The organism is Anaerolineales bacterium, from assembly GCA_016928575.1.
GTDB lineage: Bacteria > Chloroflexota > Anaerolineae > Anaerolineales > RBG-16-64-43 > JAFGKK01.
The window spans coordinates 1-18,639 of sequence record JAFGKK010000067.1 but is presented as its reverse complement, the minus strand read 5'-3'; the positions used below and the strand labels follow the sequence as shown (position 1 = coordinate 18,639).

Genomic DNA, 18,639 nt, shown 5'->3' with positions numbered 1-18,639 from the left:
TTCAGATCGCGAAGTCCGGTCCAGCCCGCCGGTCAGCCGCCCGGCAATCGGCGCAAGTCGTACGGCGTATTTTCGTACACGTGGTAGTTCAGCCAGTTCGCGAAAAACATCGCCGCATGGCTCCGCCAGCGGACTACGGGCGGCCGCGAAGGATCGTCGTCCGGAAAGTAATTCACTGGAACGCGGACCGGCAGACCCTTAACGAGGTCGCGCTCGTATTCCTGCTTCAGAGTGAGGGCGTCGTACTCCGCGTGTCCGGTGACGAAGGTTTTGCGCCCGTCGCGCGTTGCAAGGATGTGAAGCCCGGCCGCTTCGGATTCGGCCAGGAGGAGCAGTTCCGGCACCTTCTCGATATCCGCCCGCCGGATTTCCGTGTGGCGGGAATGCGGGGCCAGGAACTCGTCGTCGAACCCGCGCATCAATTCGTGCTTCGGTTCGAGGTTGCGGTGCGGGAAGACCCCGAACATTTTCTCGGGCAGCGGATATTTGGGGACGCCGAAAAAATGATACAGCGCGGCCTGCGCACCCCAGCAAATGTAGAGCGAGGTGAACACGTTCGTCTCCGCCCAGTCCATGAGTTCGGTCAGCTCCGGCCAGTAGTCCACATCCTCAAACGCGAGATCCTCCACCGGCGCGCCGGTCACCAGCAGGGCGTCGAACTTGCGGCGCCGCACCTGGGCGAAGGATTTGTAGTGGTTGATCAGATGCTCCGCGGGGACGTTTTTGGCGCGGTGGGTGGCCGTGTGCAGTAGGGTGATCTCCACCTGGAGCGGGGAGTTGCCCAGCAGGCGCAGGAACTGCGTTTCGGTGACGATTTTGGTCGGCATCAGGTTCAGCATGGCCACGCGCAGCGGGCGGATATCCTGGTGGCGGGCGCGATCCTCCCCCATGACGAAGATGTTTTCGCTCTCCAGGGTGGTTCGGGCGGGAAGGGATTCCGGAATGCAAACGGGCATCATGCCTCCAAAGTGCGTTGCATCATTCCGCGGAGCCGCATGGTGCGGCCGGCGGGCCGGCCATCCAGCGATCCGGTCTTTGCGGCGGCGCCGCGCGGAAAAAAGCCCCTTCCGGTTGAGAAGGGGCGAATAGACGTAGCGTCCTTTAGCCTCTCATCTTCCAGAAACATCTGCCGGAATTGGCACCTTGGCGTCTGCCAGGTTGCCGAGGCTTCGTCGGGCCGGTCCCTCCGCCTCTCTGGATAAGAGCATGCGCGCTTATCGGTTTGTGAATGGCCGAGTTTATACTACCGCCTGGAAACCGTGTCAAGTGAACGCCCTGTGATCCGCGTCCGCATGTGTCTTTTCGACGACCTCGGTTTCGCCTCAGAAGACGTGAACAGCGTACATCGCCATCCCCTGTGTGCGCCTGTTGTGCGTTATGCGGCAATAAAATCCCGGGAATGCCGCCGAAAGCCCGTCGTCTACTCGGCGGCTTGCGCGGCAAACTCGTCCAGCTTCAGGCTGATCACCTGCGACGCCGAATCCGATCCCATCGATACGCCGTAGATCACCTGAGCCGCCTGGACGGTGTTGCGGTTGTGGGTGACGATCACGAATTGGGTTTGGCGGCTGAGCTCCAGGAGCAGTTCGCGGAACCGCCCGACGTTGGATTCGTCGAGCATGGCGTCCACTTCATCGAGCACGCAGAAGGGGGTCGGGGCGACCTTCAACAGGGAGAAGACCAGCGCGACGGCGGTGAGGCTGCGTTCGCCCCCCGAAAGCAGCGCCAGACCCTGCGAACGCTTTCCGGGAAGCTTGGCGGTGATTTCGATGCCTTCGCCCACGCCGTCGGCCGTCTCGGTTAACGCCAGCTTGGCGGATCCGCCGCCGAACAGGCGGACGAAAATTTTCGGGAATTCCTCGGCCACGGCGGCGAAGGTGCGCTGGAAGGCTTCGCGCATCATCGTATCCAGCTCGGCGATCACCTCCCGCAATTGGGTTTCGGCCTTCTGCAGGTCCTGGACCTGCGCATTCAGAAACTCAAAGCGCTCCTTCACCTCCGCATACTCGCGGATCGCCTCCGGATTGATCGCGCCCATCCGCCGCACCTGGCTTCGGCGGCGGTTGACCAGATCCTCGACTTCCGGGGTAAGCTCGGGGACGTGCGGCAGCCGTTCCACCAGGTCCGCCAGGGGGAGCGGATTGGGGCCGGTCACCTCGCTCGCGTATTCGAACTCCACCAAGCCGAAGTCGTCTTCGATCCGGCGGCGCAGGCCTTCGAGTTCCTCCTGGCGCCGGGCCAGCTCCACCTGCGCCTGGGTGTACTGCCGCTCGGCGGAATGCAGGCGCTGGCGGCTTTCGGCTTCGCTTTCCTCGAGCGCCCCCTGCTCGGCTTCGGCTTCGGCCAATTGTTTTTCGGCCGGCTCGATTTGCTGCTGGGTTTCGCGGATCGAGTCCGACAACCGCGTTTCTTCCTCGCGCAGGCCGCGGATCGCCTCCTCCAGCGCAGCTTGCTCCTCCCGAAGCGATTGGGTGCGGCCGCGCCGGTCCTCGACGGCTCGGCGGGCCCGCTCGAGGGTTTCCTGCGCGTCGGACCGCCGGGCTTCCACGCCCTGCAGGGCCTGACCGGTCAGCGCCAGCCGGGTCTGGTAGTGGGAAATGTCGCTGCCCGCTTCGGCCGCTTCCTCGGGTTCCGGCGCCTCCGCCATCGCACGGCATTCCGCGCGCACGGCCTCGATCTTCGCCCGCAGCGCTTCCATTTCCGCGGCCAAGCGGGTTTCCTCCTCGGCCACCGCCGTACGCTCGCCTTCGATCTCCTGCCGGCGGACCTCCTGCCAACGGAGCTCCTCCGTTTTGGCCGCCTGCGCCTTGTGCGCCTCCTCCAAAAGCCGGCGCAATTCTTGTTCGGCCTGTTGCCTCTCCGCAAGCAGCCGGGCGCATTCCTCCGCGCGCGCGACCGCTTCCCGATGTTTGTTTTCGGATTCGGCAAGCCCGGCTTCAACGCGGGCCGCCGCTTCCTGCGCCGACCGCAGGGCATGCGAAAGCTCGCGGATCTCCCTGCTCCGGGAAAGGGCCGACGAACCCTCGCCCCGCCCGGCCACCACCGGGCCGGCGGGATGGAACACTTCGCCGGAAAGGGTCACCACCTTGGCTTGCGGAGGCAGGCCGGCCGCCAAGCTGCGCGCCGCCGCCCGGCTCCGCACCACCGCCACGTTTCCCAGCACGGCATCCAAGGCCGGGCGGAGCGCGGCCGATGCTTTCACCAATTCGCTGGCCCGCCCGACCAGATCCGATGCCGCGGGCAGGGGCACCGGCTCCGGCGGAATCAATACGGGAAGGGCGAGCAGACCGGTCCGGCCGGCGGCGGCGGCCGCCAGGGATTCGAGCGCCGCCTCGAGGGAATCCGTCTCCTGGAGCAGAACCGAATCCTGGAATTCGCCGAGGGCGGCCGCGATTGCGGCTTCATGTTCGGCCTTCACTTCGAGTTGGGCGGCGAACGCCCCAAGCACCCCGCGAAGCGCGCCCTGTTGCGAGGCTCCGACCAGGTGCCGCAATCCGCCCCCGTATCCGAGCAGTTCTTTTTCCGCCTGAGCCAGCACGTCGGAACGGGCGCGCAAGCGGATTTCCTCCTCGCGCTTCCGGGAGAATGCCTGCCGCGCGTCCTCGACGGCGGCTTTCAGGGCGCCCGCGGCTTCCTGCGCCCGGTCTTGGTCCGATCGGGCCGCTTCCAGGGCTTCTTTTCCGCGCTCCCAAGATTGTTCGCACTCCGCGGCTTTGGCGGCGTGGGCTTCGGCCTCGGCGGCCGCCGTGCGGCGGCTCTCCATAACCGCTTCCTCGCGTTGGACCAACTCGCCGCGCCGCAGGGAACATTGGGCGGCGCGCGCGTCGCTGCGCATCAGCTCGGCTTCCAACTCCTGGAGTTCCGCCTGCCGGGCCGTACGGCGTTCGCGTTGGGCGCGGCGCTCGGCCTCCAGGTTCTGCCGGGCCGATTCCGCCCGCTCCAATTGCGCGCGGATCTCCTCCCGCTCGGCTTGGATCCGTTCGAGTTCGCGGCCGTGTTCCGCCGCCCGCTCCTCCAGCGCGGCGGCTTCCGCCTCGGCCGCGGTCAGGGCCGCGGCGGCCTCCGCCTGCGAACGCTCGAGCAGTCGCAGGCGCTCCTCGTTCACCGCCAATTCGCGGCTGAGGGTTTCGCGCGAGCGGTGCTGTTCCGACGCCTGCCGGTGCCAGGAGTTCAATTGCGCGCGCAGGGCGCCGAGCGTGGTGCGCACGGAGGCGAACCGGCCGTCGCTTTGTTCCTGCGCCTCCTGCAAGGCGGCCAGCGCCTTCTCGGCCGTTTCGGCCGTGGTGCGCGCCGCGCCCAATTCCTCCTGGGCGATCCGCCAGTGGTAGCCGTGCCATTGCAACAGAACGTCCTTCAGTTCGCCGCGGACGGTTTCGTATTCCGAGGCGCGCTTGGCCTGGCGGCGCAGGCTTTCCACCCGCGGCTGAAGCTCGGCCAGAATGTCGAGCACCCGCTCCAGGTTGCGCTTGGTGGTTTCCAGCCGGCGCAGAGATTCTTCGCGCCGGGTGCGGAACAAGCCGATGCCCGCCGCCTCCTCGAACAGCCGCCGGCGCTCCTCCGGCTTCAAGGACAGCGCGCTGTCCACCAGCCCCTGGCCGATGATCGTGTAGGTGCGCTCGGAAAGGCCGCAGCGCGCCAGCAGTTCGTCGATGTCCTTCAGGCGCACGCGCGCGTCGTTGAGGAAATATTCGTTCGATCCGTCGCGGTAGGCGCTGCGGCCGACGGTGACTTCGCTGAATTCGATCGGCAGGCCGCCGTCGGCGTTGTCGAAGGCGATCAGCGCGGAAGCCATGCCCGCCCGCGGCCGCTGTTCGCTTCCGGAGAAGATCATGTCCTCGGTTTTCTTCCCGCGCAGAAGGGTGTAGGCCTGCTCCCCGAGCACCCAGCGGATGGCGTCGGCGATGTTGGATTTTCCGCTTCCGTTCGGCCCGACGATCGCGGTGATGCCTTCCGCGAACTCAAAGCGGGTCTTCGAAGCGAACGTCTTGTATCCGTGGAGTTCGAGCGATTTCAGATGAGACATGGGGACGGCGCAAGATGCCCCGTCCTTCTCCGGGCGGGGCAAACCGGATTATAGCACAACCCGCCGCGAGGTGGGTCAGGGTTGGCAAAGCCGCGGAGAGAGGATATGATTGTTCCATGAGGTTGCCCGAGGCTTCGGAATCGCTGGAACGCACCACCATCACCCTGCGCTGGGCAATGCTGCTTGCAACGGCGATCCTCGCGCCGATCGGCGGCCCCCTGCCCCCCGAGTCGTTTCTCGCGCTGATCTTCCTCTTCGTCCTCCAGGTCGTCCTCAGCATCAGCAGCTACATCAACCTGCGCCTGCCGCGCCTTTCGTGGATCGGGATCGCCCTGCTCGACGCGCTCTTGATCCTGCCCGTGTACCTGCGGGCGGGCGGCGGAGCCGGCGCGGTCTTCTGGATCGGCTTGCTGCCGGCGGCGACGTTTTCGATCTTCTTCGGCTCGATCTGGGGCGTGCTGACCGGGTGTTTCATGGCCGCCGCCCAGGTCTTCCTCCAATTGTCCCCGGAAAACATCACCCCCGCGGTCTTCGCGCTGGTGTGGAGCGTTCCGCTGATGATCATCGCCGGCGGAGCGGGGAATCTCGCCCAGCGGCTGGATTACCGGCTGATGCTGGCGCGCCGCAAACGCGACGAAGAATTCAACCAGGAGCTCGACCGCCTGAAGACGATGAACCGCTCGGTCTACCGGATGGCCAGCGCGATCACCGGCAGCCTGGAGCCGCTGCGCATCCTCGACACGGCGCTCGACCTGGCAACCGAGGGCAGCGGCGAAAAGGGCAGCACCGGCCGCCTGATCAGCATGGCCCTGCTGCGCGACCAGAACGAATTTTTCACCGCCACCGCCCGCCGATTGACCCGCGCCGACTTGCGCGCCACCTTCCCCGGCGACGCCGGGGCGCTGTCGCGCATTCTGCGGTCGCGCATGCCCACCCGCGCGGATTCGCCGGAAGAGGACCCGGAGCTTTCGCAGGTGGTTACGCTGCACGCCTGCCGCTCCGGCATCCTCCTGCCGATGGTGGTGGAGGACGAGGTGCGCGGCGCTTTGCTCTTCGCCCATCCGGATCCGCGCTTCATCGAAGGCGATTTCCTCGAACTGGTGGAAGGGATGACCAAACAGACCGCCTCGTCGCTGCGCAATGCGGAGCTCTTCACCGCTTTGCGCGAAGAGCGCGACCGGCTGGTGGAAGTGGAGGAGCAGGCGCGAAAGAAGCTGGCCAGCGACCTGCACGACGGGCCGATCCAGGCCACGGCCGCGATCGCCATGCGGGTGAATTACGCCCGGCGGCTGCTGCAGCGCCGCCCGGAGACCACCAGCGAGGAGCTGTTCGAGATCGAGGAGCTCGCCCGGCGGGCGACCAAAGAAATGCGCCATATGCTCTTCACCCTCCGCCCGCTGGTCCTCGAGACCCAGGGCCTGGCCACCGCACTCCGCCAACTCGCGGAAAAAACGCGCGATACCTTCAACCAGGAGATCCTCCTCGACTTGGAGCCCGACGCCGCCGACAAGCTGGATATCAACCGCCAGGGCGTCCTGTTCAACCTGGTCGACGAAGCGATTGGCAACGCGCGCAAGCACGCCAAAGCCGCCCATATCTGGATCCGCATGCACAAAGAGGTCGACGTTCTCTTCCTCGAAGTGGCCGACGACGGGGTCGGCTTCGACCTCGCCGAAGTGGAAAAACACTACACCGAGCGCAGCAGCTTGGGCCTGGTCAACCTGCGCGAGCGGGCCGAGCTGGCCGGCGGCAACCTGCAGATCCTCTCCGCCCCGGGCAAGGGAACCCGGGTCCAGGTCCGGGTGCCCCTGCAACTCCTCGCATCCGCCGAGCCCTCCGCTCCCAAAGCCTGATGGCCGTCACCCCGTTTGTTCCCGGCCTGATCCTCGCCCTGGCGGCGTGGATCCTTCCGCCCGCCCTGCGCCTGTTCCCGCCGCGGTTCTTCTCCGCCGCCGCGGCGCGGGCGCCGTGGTTGCCTGCCTGGGCGCCGTGGATCTGCAACATCGGTCCGGCCTACCTCGGCCTGCTGTTGGGATGGATTTCCACCAGGGATTACGGGATAACCGGCCACACTCCGGCGGAGTGGATCCTTGGGGCCGCCGCCGCGATTTTGCTTGGTATCTTGTTGGGACGGATTTCGAACCGGCTTAAGTACGGATTGGGGTGGGGAGTGGTCGGCGACGAGGCGCGATGGACCTTGTACCGCGCCGCGGCTTGGCCGCTCGTGGCGCACCTGCCGCTCGCGGTCGCGGCGGCGCTGACCGCGGCGGGCGCGGAGTTCGCCTTCGTTCGCAAGCTCGAGGGCGGCCCAGTGTTCGATTCAATCGGATTGTTGTTCCTGGCCCACGCCGGCTGTTCGGCGGTGCTGTTCCTCCTGACGCACAATTTTTTCCTGGCGATGTTGTTTTATCTGACCGCGGTCGTCGCGTCCCAACCCGATATCTGTTCGCGCGTTGCGGGAACCGCCGCCCGCATCAGAAAACAGTAAGGGCGGACGGCTGCCCACTCCTGCGAGATCCTGTCCATCCGGTCTACTTCTTCCGGCCTTTTTCCAGCATTCGTCGAATGATCGGAATCGCCGCCCGCACGGCGCGGGCCCGGTGGCTGATTTCGTTTTTTTCTTCGGCGGAGATCTCCGCCATCGTCGCCGCGCGCCCCGCCGGCCGAAACACCGGATCGTAGCCGAAGCCGTTCGTTCCGCGCTCGGCGCAGGCGATCTCCCCGTGGCACTCGCCCTCGGCGAATTCCACCGCGCCGGCGGGAGAGGCGACCGCGATCACGCACACGAAGCGGGCCCGGCGCGGCGCGGGGACGCCTTTCAATTGCTCCAGCAGGTGCGCCCGGCGGCGCGCGTCGTCGGCCTCCGCGCCCGCCCAGCGCGCGGAGAGCACGCCCGGCGCGCCTCCGAGCGCATCCACCTCCAGTCCGGAATCGTCCGCCGCGGCGGGAAGCCCGGCCGCGCGCGCGAAGGCGACGGCCTTCTTGGCTGCGTTCTCGCCGAACGTCGCGCCGTCCTCGTCCACCTCAAGCGTCATTCCAAGGTCGTTCGGAAAGACGATCTCGGCCGTCGCTTCGCGCAACAGGGCGCGGTATTCGCGCTGCTTGCCGGGATTGGCGGTGGCGATCAGCAAGCGGGGCTTTCCGGTCATGTTCTCCATCCTCCTCCGATGGTAGAATTCAAACCACATTCTACCGCGAAGAGGACCCGATGAAGCGCTGGCAATTCTGGGTCGGCCTGCTGATCAGCATCGTTTGCTTGTATTATTTTCTCATCCGCCAACAAAATTGGGCCGAACTGTGGGATTCCATCCGCGGCGCACAATACTTTTGGTTGATCCCCGCCATCGCCGTATATTTCATGGGCGTAGCGGTGCGCGCCTGGCGCCTCCATTACCTGATGCGGCCGATCAAGAAGGTTCCCACCCGAACGCTGTTTCCGATTGTGTGCATTGCCTACATGGGCAACAACATTTTTCCGTGGCGCGCCGGCGAACTGCTCATCCGCCCGTACCTGATCCGGCAGAAGGAGGGCGTATCGTTCAGCGCCAATTTCGCCATCGTGTTCATCGAGCGCACCTTCGACGCGGTGGTGATGATGCTGTTCGTCTTCGTCAACCTGCCCGAGCTGGCCCGGCTCGGCGCCGGAGGATCCGGGGTGGCCGGGACGATCGAGCAATTGGCCCTCTACGGAACGGTGCTGTTCTTCGGCGCGCTGGTCGCGTTCATCCTGGCGGCGATGTTTCCGGCCGTCACGGCCCGGGCGTCCGGCCGGCTGATCGCCCATTTCGTTCCCGCCCGCTTCCGCCCGAAGGCGCAGGGGATTGTCGACCGACTGCTGGAGGGATTAAGCAGCCTGCGCTCGCCGCGCGACGTGTTGATGGTCCTGTTCACCTCGATCCTGATCTGGCTGTTCGAGACCGGCAAGTATTGGTTCCTGATGCACGCCTTCGCCTTCGGCGTTTCCTTCTTCGCGCTGATGCTGATGAACGGGATCGCCAATTTGGTGACGATCATCCCCTCCGCGCCCGGATACATCGGGACCTTCGAGGCGGCCGGGATCGCCGTGCTGGAGGCCTACGGGGTGGAGCATGCCGTCGCCTCGGCCTACACCGTCGTCCTGCACGCCGCGCTGTGGCTGCCGATCACGCTGCTGGGGGGATTCTTTTGGCTGCGCGAGGGGTTGTCGGTGAAAGAGATTCAGGCGGAAGTGAAGGCGGACTGACCGCCGTCCGAGACCTGTCAGGTTTTGGCACAGGCCTGACAGGTCTGCAACGCCCATACCTACCCCACCGTTTCCTTTAGAAAATCCAATAGCAGCTGCATGGCGGAAGGCTCGGCTTCCGGGACCAACATCAGGTTGCCATGGCGTACGGCAAAAAATCTACCCATCCGGCACTTCGCGTTCACATCCCCCGGCGCGGATTTGCACGGCAGTTCTTCGCAGGGATTCAGCCCGCGCAAAAGCGCCGCCGCCTTGTCCGCCCAACCCGCCCGGCAGACAAACGGCGCCTTGATTTCTTCAACGGCGCAGTAATCGTTGCGGCCGATGCGGCCGAATCCCGCCTCGCCCAGCGACCGGCCAGAAAAAGGCACAGAAGGCGCATAAATCCATGCGCCTTCTGTGCCTTTTGTGTTTTCTCGCGCTTTCCTCTTGCGGTGATGAGATTCTCGAATTCGGGCTATTTATTTACGTGCTCTTCTTCCAGCATCTTGTAGCGTTCCAGGAGCCGGCCGACGACCGCGGCGTTTTCCTTGATCGGCTTGAGGAAGCTGTTTTTATCCTTGACGACGAACATATCCGCCGCCTGCTCGTAGGAGACGTTCAGCGCGTGCTTGGCGGCGCTGATCGCACAGCCGAGGGGCGCGGCGTAGTCGGAGTTCTGGATGATGAAGCTCTCCGCGCCGAACAAATCGGTGATCAGCTGGCGGAAGAACGGATCCTTGGAGCCGCCGGCGACGATGGCGAAGCTGCCGATGTTGCTCAGGTGGCCCGAGTGCGCCTTCAGCGAAAGGGTCTGCGAGACGTAGAGCGCGCGGATGTTGGCGGCCGCGTCGTCCTCGCCGAAGCCCTGGCGGACGATCCCGGCCTTGCACAGCGGAACCGATTCGTCGAACAGGTACGGCAGCATCAGCTTTTCGTCCGCCGAGAGCGCCGCCCCGCCGGCGGCCTTGCTGTAGGCGTCCCAATCCGCTCGGCTGAGTGGCTTATCGTCGGAGCGGACGATGTACTTGCGCAGGAAGGCTTCGTGCAGTTTTCCGCCGTTGGTGATGACGGAAAGCGCCATGGCGTTGCCCTTGGTGTAGCCGAAGACGTTGTACTCCTCGGTCGCCGAAGGGACCGGCTTCTTCATCACGCCGTTGACGGTGTAGCTCGAGCCGAGGGAGATGACGATCTGCCCGCCGCAACCGAGCAGGGTGGCGGGGTTGTCGCCGGTTCCGGCCAGCACGTCGGCGTCGGGATGGACGCCGTATTTCTTGGCGAAATACGAGCTGATCTTTCCAACCGGCGCGTCGTAGTGATCGATGCCGCCGATCCGCGGGGCGAGCCCGTCCAAGCCGAGCGGCTTGAGGTAGCCGTCGATCGCCTCGAGGACGGTTTTGTTCCACTGCGGATGGTCGATGTCGAGCGCGTTGAGGTTCGTCCCCCAGCCGTCGCCGGTATCCACCGGCGCGAGTTTCCCCGCCAGGACCGAGGTGAGGAACGCGCTGAGAAGCAGGATGTTGGCGGTCGCCTTGTATTCCTCCGGCGATTCCTTGGCCCACTTCATGATCTGCGAAGCCGGGAAGCGCAGTTCCGCACGGTTGCCGGTCAGGTTCTCCACGCCGCCCTTACCCTTCAACAAATCCGTCAGCAGTCGGGCTTCCGCGCCGGTGCTGCGGTCTTCCCAGATCGGGGCCGTCTTGCGGGAAAGGGTACCCTGCAATTGGTCGAGCAGGTTCTTTTCCGGCTGAAGCGCGCCCAGTGCGCGCGCGAACGCCGCGCCGAAATACAGCGTGCAGTGCTGCATCCCGTCGGCCTTGACCGCTTTAATCTGCGCCAGATCCACCCCGTCGCTCTTGAGCTTCTGGAACAGGAAATCGAGCGCCTCGATCATCAGGTAGGGCGAGGTGTGGCGGATCTGCGGTGAGGCGGCGGGCAGGATCCCGCCGGACGTCTTATAGTGCGGGAAGGTCGCATCGTAGTCGAACTTGCCGGTGTAGGCGACCTGCTTCCGTTCGAGGTCGAGGACGATCAGTTTCACCGACTGCGTGCTGAATTCGATTCCCAGGGATAGCATGATGGTTTTTCCCTCACCCTTTCCCGGCGCGGCGGGACGGGTTCCCCCGCCGCCGGAAGGCCGGGATGAAACGAGGGCTTCCTTTCTATGAAATGGAGTTGGTAAGGACGGCTGGCGCCGGTGCAGATCCGGCGGTTGTTCCCGTTTACGAGAACGCGACCTTGAGGGCTTTGTCCTTTTTGCGCAGGGCGGCCTTTTGGGTCTTGCCTTCCGAGGTGATCTGATACTCCCCGAAGAAGCCTTCGGTTTGGAACATCCCCGAGCGGTCGGCCTTCCCCGATGCCTGGGTCCACCATTGGTTGTACACCAGGTCGCGGAACGCCTCCCCTTGCGGGGTGATCGACCAATCTTTGCGCCACAGCGCGGACCAAGGCCGCCAATGATCGCCCGCCCAGAAGCCCCAGATCAGGATGGCTTCGACGTTCGGGTGGGCGAAGAACACCGGAAAGATCTTCCGCAGTTCCGAAGCCTGGTGTTGCTCGTCGTCGACGTCGAACAGGCATTCGGTGATCTTGATCGGCAGGCCGAACACCGAGAGCCGGTCGAGCGCGTCCTGGACGTGCTCCTCTGAGAGGCCGGGCTGGTGCAGGGCCGCGGAATGCCCCTGCACCCCGATTCCGCCGATCGGCACGCCGTTGGCCAGCAGGTTGCGGATCTGCATCACGTAGGAATCGAGGTTGAAGCCGCGGTCGTAGAGAATGCCGTAGTCGTTGACGTACAGCACGGCCTCCGGATTGCCGGCTTTGGCCATCCAGGCCATCTCGCTGATGATCCCGTATCCGAAACGGCGCTGGAAAAACTCGCCGTTGATCATTTCGTTGTTGAGGTCGAACTCGCGGATCCGGCCCTTGAAATGCCCCGTGACGCTCAGGGCGCGGCGGACGACCGCCGCCCGCAATTCGTCGCTGCCCAGCTCCCGGACCCATGGCAGGTTCAGCTCTTCCTTTTCCCAGAACAGACAGTGCCCGCGCATCGGGATGTTGCGCTCGTGGCACAGCTCCCAGATCCGGTCCGCCAGGTAATAATCGACCTTGCCCGGGCGCGTTTCGCAGTCGTACCACTTGAGCGCGTTTTCGTGGACCGCGAAGGTGAAATTCCGCTCCAGGGTTTCCAGGTACCGCCGGCGGTCCGCCGGGCGCATGCAAGGGCGCGCCTTCTCGGCGAGCGAATCCGGGACCGCCGTACCGAACAGGAACTCGTGCCGGGTCTGGCGCACCGCAACCTCGGCGCCCGGTTTGGTCTGGACGGAGATTTTTCCCATGCGAAGTTTGCGGATGCGGCTTTGGACCGCTTCGGGGGAGAAGCCGGCGGGAAGGCCGGCCGGGGGGGTTTTCTTCTCGGTCATTCCTGCTCCGTGTGTTCGGCGCGGCCGTTCCAAAAATCCGCGAGGAAGGAAATCAACGACGGCGAATCGACCGTCCGGGTTTTCCGCTTGGCCTGCTGCTGCTTGACGTGCTGCAGCACCAAGTGGGTCCAGACGGCGCCGGGGCGCGGATAGGCGGCGACGATGTAGTGCGGTCCGGGTTTGGGCTCTCCGGCTTCTTTTTCCAACTCGGCCCGCAGGTTGTCGGGGGTGATCAGCGAATTGCCGTATTCGAACACCACCCGGTCCATATGCTTGTAGACGTCCTTGCTTTCCCGGACCATTCCGTAATAATCCAACAGCTGGGCCAGCACGTAGTTCGAGGTGGTGTAGACGTCCTGCCCCTGTTCGGATTCGACCTTTCCGCCGTTCTCGGTGCGGGTCATCGCCCAGCCCATGAAGGTGCGGTTGTTGCGGTAGATCGTGCGCAGGATCTTGCGGACCCGGTCCTCGGGGATGAAGGCCGGCTCCTCGCCGATGGCGATCAGGTACCACAGGGCGTCGAGCTGGTTGGTCCATACGTCGGTGTTGGTCTTTCCGGATTGCGGATCGTAGCAGGTGATGTAGTACTGGAGCCGTTCGCCTTTGCGGTTTTTGGAATCCCGCCACAACAGCTCGAGGCTTTCGCGGGCCTTGTCGAAGGCGCGTTGAATCCACTGCTTGGCTTCCCGGTCGTCCATCATCTCCGCCATCCGGATCATCACCTGGCAGGCGGCCAGGAAGTGGGTGGCGTCGTAGGCGTCGGCGCCGAAGAGCACCAGGTTGTCGAAGGTGTTCTTGACTTCGTCCGGATACCCCTCGGGCACGCCGTCGCCGTCGAAATCCAGCTGGAGCAGGGAATCCAGCCCGAACTTGAGCGTCTCCCAATTCCGGCGCAGGAATTCGGTATCGCCGGTGAACTTGACGTTGCGCATCACGCGCATCGCCAGCTTGGGGAAGAGGTCGACCCAGTAGTTATTGTTGTACCAGGAGTAGTCGCTGACGTTGCGCAAGGGGTGGCCCTTGGTCATCATGCCCACATCGTGCGCGACGCTGCCCTTGACCTTGAACGGGCCGCGGATCTGGGTCATCGATTCGCCCTCGTACTCCTCCGGGTGCTCGAAGAAGTGCTTGCGCGCCTCGACGAACGAGGAATGGTAGTGGTAGAAGCGCGGGGTGGGATCCTCGGCCAGGATCGAATCAATGAAGCTCTGGCAGAGCTCCTTTTCCACCCGCGGGAACAGCATCAGCAGCACCATCGAATACCAATCCACGTCCGACGGGTTGATGTAGGAGTAGTCGAAGCATTCCAGGAAGCGGGCGCGTTCGCCGTGCCGCGCGTCCTCCACCCAGACGGCGGCGTTGGAAAGCGGGAAGTGGAACTCGTTCAACATCAGGCGGGTGAGGCGCAGGGCTCCGGCCCGGTCGCCCTTGTAGGAGGGGCCGGCCAGGAGGTATTCGCAGACTTTCTTCTGCAGCGACTCGGTCCGCTCCCGCCAGCGGGGGTATTCCCGCAACGCGAGGGCGGCCATCGCGGCCGTCCGCCCTTCGGCCTCCGGGAAGCTCTTCACGTACTTGCGCTCGAATTTCACCCCGTCGATGTAGACCTGTTCCGGAAAATCCAGCACGACCGCGACCGGGATCCTCCGCGATTCCTTCGGCTCCAGCGTGAACCTCAGGCTGACGGCCGCGCCGTAGTCGCTGCGCAGGACCGGTTCGCGTTTTTCGTAGAAGCTGCCGTCGTCGTTCAACAGCAGGTCCTGCGCCAGCCGGTTCAGGCAGAAGTAGGGCTGGACATCCACCGCCACGTCTGGCAACTCCCCCGGAACCGCCAGCGCCATCCGGTTCGGACTTTCCGCGCTGCCCATCACCACGCCTTGCACGTCCGCGGTGCGGATCTCCTCATGCCGGTGGCCATGGACCGGCGCCGAGCAGATGTAGATGCTGTCCTGGTCGGTCGGCTTCAGCTCCTTTTCCTGGAGGTTGACCAGCGACGGGCGCGGGACGACGAGCGTGATTTCCTGCGGCTTGTCGGAGGCGTTGGCGACCTCATACTCCTCCACGCCGAGCGGCATCAGGGTCTGCCCGCCGCCGGAAAGGAAGGGCGAGATCAGAGTCCGGGTGACCTTGACCTTGCCCAGTTTGTACGCCAGGACCAGCGACGGCGGGGCGATGGTGATGGAAACCGCGCTTTCGGCTACCGGGGGATGGTAGTAGTTCTCGACCGCGGGGATGTCGTCCGGGACTTCGGCGCGCTGCGGCGGCAGCTGGGTGAGCATGAAAAACTTCTCGCCGATCCGGACGAACGGGGCGGATCCGAATTGGATCGCCTTCTGGTTTAACAGGATCAGCCGGCCCGCGTCGTTAAAGCGGTTGTAGAGGCCGTAGGGGGAAATACCGACCGAACAAGTCGGGGCGCCCTGCAGGGCCACCGTCTGCGGAAACTGCAGGGTCTTCGACATGCCCTGAAAGTGCACCGTCATTTTGTTCTTTTCGTAGACGGCGGCGGCTTTGGAGCCCGTGATGGTGAAGATGTCGCTCACTCGGAAGGCAGCGGATTTCGGCATCGGCGTTTCCCTTGTCGGTGGCTCCGGATACCCCCTAGCACTTCCCGCCGAAGGCGAAACCCTTCTTGGGCGCCGACTTCTTCGAGGCCTTCTTGCCGGCCGGTTTCTTGGCGGCGGATTTTCTGGCCGGAGGCTCCGGCGCCACGGGCGGCAGTTTGACGGGCATCTTGGTCGTCGGATACGGTTGGATCGCTCCGAAGAGGATGTCGGCCGAAAGGCGGATGGAATCGGGGGATCCGCTGAAGTTGCACAGCACCGCGTCGGCTTCGCGGGTGGTGCCCATAATGTAGGGCGAATTGGTCACGACGACGACCGTGTGCCCGGCCTTCTTCAGCGCCTTGACCAAGTGCGAATTGTTGCCGCGCTTTTCGATGCGCGCGTAGTAGTTGGTCATCACCACCAAGTCCGTCTGCTTCGCCAGCTCGAGGGCTTCCTTCACCTCGCCCTCCTCCTCGTCGGCGTGGAAGGCGGTGTCGTCGAGGATCAGGTTGGTGGAGTGCTTGGTCATCGCCTCGCAAAACATGTGCGGATGGCTGTAGAGGTCCTTGCCCAGGAACGGGTAAGGGATGCACTGCTCGATGACGAGGATCTTCTTTTCTTTGGAAAGGGGCAGCAGATGCTTGTCGTCGCGCACGATCAACATCGCCTTGTGCGCCGCCTCGCGCGAAAGGTCGATGATCTCGCGGCCGCGGGCGACGGCGGTGGTCTTGGCCGGGTCGTTCTGGCCGACCTTCTCGAACAGACCCTGGTCGTACTTCATCGACAGCAGGCGGCGGACCGCGTCGTTGACGCGGTCTTCCGAAAGCTCGCCGCTTTCCACGGCGGATTTGATCCCGAAGAAGCACTGCGAGCGGGATTCATCGTCGGCTTTAAGCAGGATGGTGTCGACCCCGGCCTTGATCGCCATCGCGCAGGCCTTGGGCAGCGGCCACTTCTTGAGGATCGCGGCCATGCCGATCGCATCGGAGACGATCACGCCCTGGAAGCCGAGTTCGTGGCGCAGGAGGTCGGTGAGGATGGCCGGGGATAGGGTCGAGGGGTAGGTCTTGTCGTAGGGCGGGTAGATCGTGTGGGCCGTCATCACCGCCTTCGCCCCGGCTCGGATCGCGGCCGCGAAAGTGACCAGCTCGACGGCTTTCATCCGCGCCAGGTCCGCGCGGCAGACGTCGAGCACGTCGTGGGCGTCGGTGGCCGAATCGCCGCGGCCGGGGAAGTGCTTGGCGGTGGCGACGACGCCGGCATCCTGGTACCCGCGGACGGTGGCTTCGACGAACCGGGCGCAGACTTCCGGATCGTCGCCGAACGAACGCACGCCGATTTCCGGGTTGAGCGGATTGATGTTGATGTCGCACACCGGGTGGTAAAACTGGGTCACGCCGATCGCGGCCATCTGCCGCGCCAGGGCGTTGGCCAGCTTGTAGGCGAGGTCGATGTCGCCGATGGCGGTGAGGCCCATTGGGGGGATGAACTGCCGGATCCCGCCGGAGGTGTAGTCGTTTTTAAAATCCCCCTCCATGTCGATGGTGATGTGGAGCGGGATGCCGGAGGGCCGGCCCAGGGCGATCTTCTGGAGGTTGTTCAGCGCCTCGGTCAGCTCCTCCGGAGTGACGGACACGCCGTAGTTGTGGTCGTCGAAGTAGGTGTGGGCGATGTCGAAGTAGTCCTTCGGCTTCTTAAAGGTCTTGTCCACCTGCGAGTGGCCCCAATACAGGTTTTTGCAGGTTTCCAGGCCGTACGGCTCCAAGCACAAGCCGCCGGCGTTCAGCTTGGTGACCTGCTCGATCCCCGAGGGGGTGAGGTAGGCGCCGCGCCAAGTGAAGGTGAGCAGCTGCCCGACCCTTTCCGCCAGGCTCATCTGGGCCAGCTTTTTGGAAACGAATTCTTCCCGTCCGTTCGACATCGCTTTCCTCCTGGAATTGTGCTTCTTCGCCGAAACGCCGTCGGACCGCGCCGCCCCCGCCTCCCGGCGGGGAGGTTTGCGGAGCGGGCTTCCGGCCCTTCTACGCCGGGGTCTCCGGAAGGGCGCTTATGGTTTTGCGGCTTCCCACTTGCCGCGGTCGTTCGGCCCGGCCCAAAACTCGCGCTCCTTCTTCCAGCCGGATTCCGCGATCTTCATCGGCTTGGTCTTCCAACCGGATTCGATCCGGCGGGTCAGATCATCGAATCCCTTGTTCCACGAGAGGCCGTCGGGGACGGTCACGTTCATGCTGCCGGCGGCGTTGGCGTAGCGCAGGCAGGATTCGATCGTGTGGCCGCGCACGAAAGCGGAGAGGAACCCGGCGATCGCCGAATCTCCCGAACCCAGCGCGCCGACGAACTTCTCTTCCTCGTAGACCGGGAACCACAGCTCGCGCTCGGCCCAGTTGTCGAGGTCGCCGCAGGCCGCCGCGCCGAACTTGGCCAGCCGCTCCTTGCCCGCCGTGCGGACGTACAGGCCGCGGACCCCGCATTTGACCATCGCCACCCCCGTGCCCATGTCCAGCAGGTCCTTGCCCATTTGCGAGATTTCGGCCACGCTCAGGTGATCGAGCACGCTTTCCTTCGGGCCGAGGGCGGCCTTCTTCTTCAGGAATTGGTCCTTATATAGGAAGAAGAACAGCTCTTCCGCGCTGGGGACCATGATGTCGGTCAGCGGGACCCAGGCCTTGCAGATGGCATACCAATCCTGCCGCCCGGCGTAGCTTTCCATGTCGGGGATCGACATGTCGAGGGCGGTGGTGGTTCCGAGTTCGCGGGTTTTCTTGAGGATCTTTGTCAGCTCGGCGCCGGTGTTTTCGTAGATCTTGCGCATCCACGGCGGGTAGCCGAACAGCATCAAGCGGGCCCGGTTGACGATGGTCCAGTTCATGTCTTCATAGCCGAACGTGTCGTTGGCGCCGGTGTGATGCAGGTAGAAGCGGTCGATTCCGGGGATGCAGATCGCGATGGTGTAGGAGGTCGATTCGCCCTTGACCACGCTCATCCCCGCAAAGTGGCCTTCCTTGTCCTCGTACCACTGCAGGATCTGCTTGCCGAAATCGTCGTCACCCACTTTGCCGATCAGTTCGGTCTTCACACCCAGCCGGCGGATCGATACCCCCGCATTGGTGACCGGCCCCCCGCCCACGACCACGCACTCGCCCATGTTGATCATCTTGCCGGGCACGAGCACGTCGGTCAGCTTGTCGACGGTCCCGTCGATGGTGAACGCGGGGATCAAGTCCAGGCAGGTATGGCCTGCGGCGACGATGTCGATATCCTTGTTCATCTACAGGAGCTCCTTGAATAAGCGTGGAATTTGCGTATGTTAACGCTTACATAGAGGCGTGTCAAGCAAAAAAGACATTTTGCCCGGTTTTTTTCCGTGCATTTTCCGGCCTAATCCGGCCGCCCGTTTCGGAGTTATCCGGCCGGTGATTCCGGAGTTATCCGGCCACCCATTCCGGAGTT

12 protein-coding genes and 1 riboswitch are annotated in these 18,639 nt (G+C 64.4%); of the genes, 3 read left to right on the top strand and 9 right to left on the bottom strand.

Translation table 11 applies throughout. The features are described 5' to 3' along the window. Nucleotides 1-32 precede the first annotated feature (32 nt). Nucleotides 33-956: a homoserine O-succinyltransferase gene (gene metA, locus JW929_08900; GenBank protein ID MBN1439514.1), complete on the bottom strand. Its 924-nt coding sequence runs from the start codon at nucleotides 954-956 to the stop codon at nucleotides 33-35. A 150-nt stretch (nucleotides 957-1,106) separates the two neighbouring features. Then, nucleotides 1,107-1,205: riboswitch (SAM riboswitch) on the bottom strand. 215 nt (nucleotides 1,206-1,420) lie between these two features. Then, nucleotides 1,421-5,023: a chromosome segregation protein SMC gene (gene smc, locus JW929_08895; protein ID MBN1439513.1), complete on the bottom strand. Its 3,603-nt coding sequence runs from the start codon at nucleotides 5,021-5,023 to the stop codon at nucleotides 1,421-1,423. 116 nt (nucleotides 5,024-5,139) lie between these two features. On the opposite strand from smc, the gene JW929_08890 reads away from it, so the two are divergent. Beyond that, entirely contained in the window at nucleotides 5,140-6,876 is a 1,737-nt protein-coding gene (locus JW929_08890; GenBank protein MBN1439512.1) for a GAF domain-containing protein, read from the top strand. After that, nucleotides 6,876-7,511: a hypothetical protein gene (locus JW929_08885; GenBank protein MBN1439511.1), complete on the top strand. Its 636-nt coding sequence runs from the start codon at nucleotides 6,876-6,878 to the stop codon at nucleotides 7,509-7,511. The genes JW929_08890 and JW929_08885 overlap by 1 nt, the downstream gene beginning before the upstream one ends. A 43-nt stretch (nucleotides 7,512-7,554) precedes the next feature. Here JW929_08885 and rdgB read toward each other — a convergent pair whose 3' ends face one another. After that, entirely contained in the window at nucleotides 7,555-8,172 is a 618-nt protein-coding gene (gene rdgB, locus JW929_08880) for an RdgB/HAM1 family non-canonical purine NTP pyrophosphatase (GenBank protein ID MBN1439510.1), read from the bottom strand. Nucleotides 8,173-8,231: 59 nt separating this feature from the next. Here rdgB and JW929_08875 point away from each other — a divergent pair, with 59 nt between their 5' ends. Next, nucleotides 8,232-9,245, top strand: coding sequence for a flippase-like domain-containing protein (locus tag JW929_08875; GenBank protein MBN1439509.1), 1,014 nt, complete (start codon nucleotides 8,232-8,234; stop codon nucleotides 9,243-9,245). Between the two features lie 59 nt (nucleotides 9,246-9,304). Here the strand turns inward: JW929_08875 and JW929_08870 are convergent, their stop codons facing one another. The 6 genes from JW929_08870 to JW929_08845 all read right to left on the bottom strand — a co-directional run bounded on the left by JW929_08870 (nucleotide 9,305) and on the right by JW929_08845 (nucleotide 18,457). Next, the gene (locus JW929_08870) at nucleotides 9,305-9,616 is read right to left on the bottom strand and encodes a hypothetical protein (protein MBN1439508.1); all 312 of its coding nucleotides are present in this window, start codon (nucleotides 9,614-9,616) and stop codon (nucleotides 9,305-9,307) included. 86 nt (nucleotides 9,617-9,702) lie between these two features. Next, the gene (locus JW929_08865; protein MBN1439507.1) at nucleotides 9,703-11,301 is read right to left on the bottom strand and encodes a hypothetical protein; all 1,599 of its coding nucleotides are present in this window, start codon (nucleotides 11,299-11,301) and stop codon (nucleotides 9,703-9,705) included. Nucleotides 11,302-11,446: 145 nt separating this feature from the next. Then, entirely contained in the window at nucleotides 11,447-12,646 is a 1,200-nt protein-coding gene (locus tag JW929_08860) for an endo-1,4-beta-xylanase (GenBank protein MBN1439506.1), read from the bottom strand. After that, the gene (locus tag JW929_08855; GenBank protein ID MBN1439505.1) at nucleotides 12,643-15,210 is read right to left on the bottom strand and encodes a hypothetical protein; all 2,568 of its coding nucleotides are present in this window, start codon (nucleotides 15,208-15,210) and stop codon (nucleotides 12,643-12,645) included. Before JW929_08855 ends, JW929_08860 begins: the two co-directional genes overlap by 4 nt. Before the next feature lie 34 nt (nucleotides 15,211-15,244). Continuing rightward, complete coding sequence (locus JW929_08850; protein ID MBN1439504.1) at nucleotides 15,245-17,110, bottom strand: glycoside hydrolase family 3 C-terminal domain-containing protein; 1,866 nt, start codon at nucleotides 17,108-17,110, stop codon at nucleotides 15,245-15,247. A gap of 126 nt (nucleotides 17,111-17,236) precedes the next feature. Further along, entirely contained in the window at nucleotides 17,237-18,457 is a 1,221-nt protein-coding gene (locus JW929_08845) for a carbohydrate kinase family protein (protein MBN1439503.1), read from the bottom strand. Nucleotides 18,458-18,639: the final 182 nt, after the last annotated feature.

Coding starts and splice junctions, on each gene's coding strand:
- metA (MBN1439514.1), bottom strand. CDS start 956: ATGCCCGTTTGCATTCCGGAATCCCTTCCCGCCCGAACCACCCTGGAG.
- smc (MBN1439513.1), bottom strand. CDS start 5,023: ATGTCTCATCTGAAATCGCTCGAACTCCACGGATACAAGACGTTCGCT.
- JW929_08890 (MBN1439512.1), top strand. CDS start 5,140: ATGAGGTTGCCCGAGGCTTCGGAATCGCTGGAACGCACCACCATCACC.
- JW929_08885 (MBN1439511.1), top strand. CDS start 6,876: ATGGCCGTCACCCCGTTTGTTCCCGGCCTGATCCTCGCCCTGGCGGCG.
- rdgB (MBN1439510.1), bottom strand. CDS start 8,172: ATGACCGGAAAGCCCCGCTTGCTGATCGCCACCGCCAATCCCGGCAAG.
- JW929_08875 (MBN1439509.1), top strand. CDS start 8,232: ATGAAGCGCTGGCAATTCTGGGTCGGCCTGCTGATCAGCATCGTTTGC.
- JW929_08865 (MBN1439507.1), bottom strand. CDS start 11,301: ATGCTATCCCTGGGAATCGAATTCAGCACGCAGTCGGTGAAACTGATC.
- JW929_08860 (MBN1439506.1), bottom strand. CDS start 12,646: ATGACCGAGAAGAAAACCCCCCCGGCCGGCCTTCCCGCCGGCTTCTCC.
- JW929_08855 (MBN1439505.1), bottom strand. CDS start 15,210: ATGCCGAAATCCGCTGCCTTCCGAGTGAGCGACATCTTCACCATCACG.
- JW929_08850 (MBN1439504.1), bottom strand. CDS start 17,110: ATGTCGAACGGACGGGAAGAATTCGTTTCCAAAAAGCTGGCCCAGATG.
- JW929_08845 (MBN1439503.1), bottom strand. CDS start 18,457: ATGAACAAGGATATCGACATCGTCGCCGCAGGCCATACCTGCCTGGAC.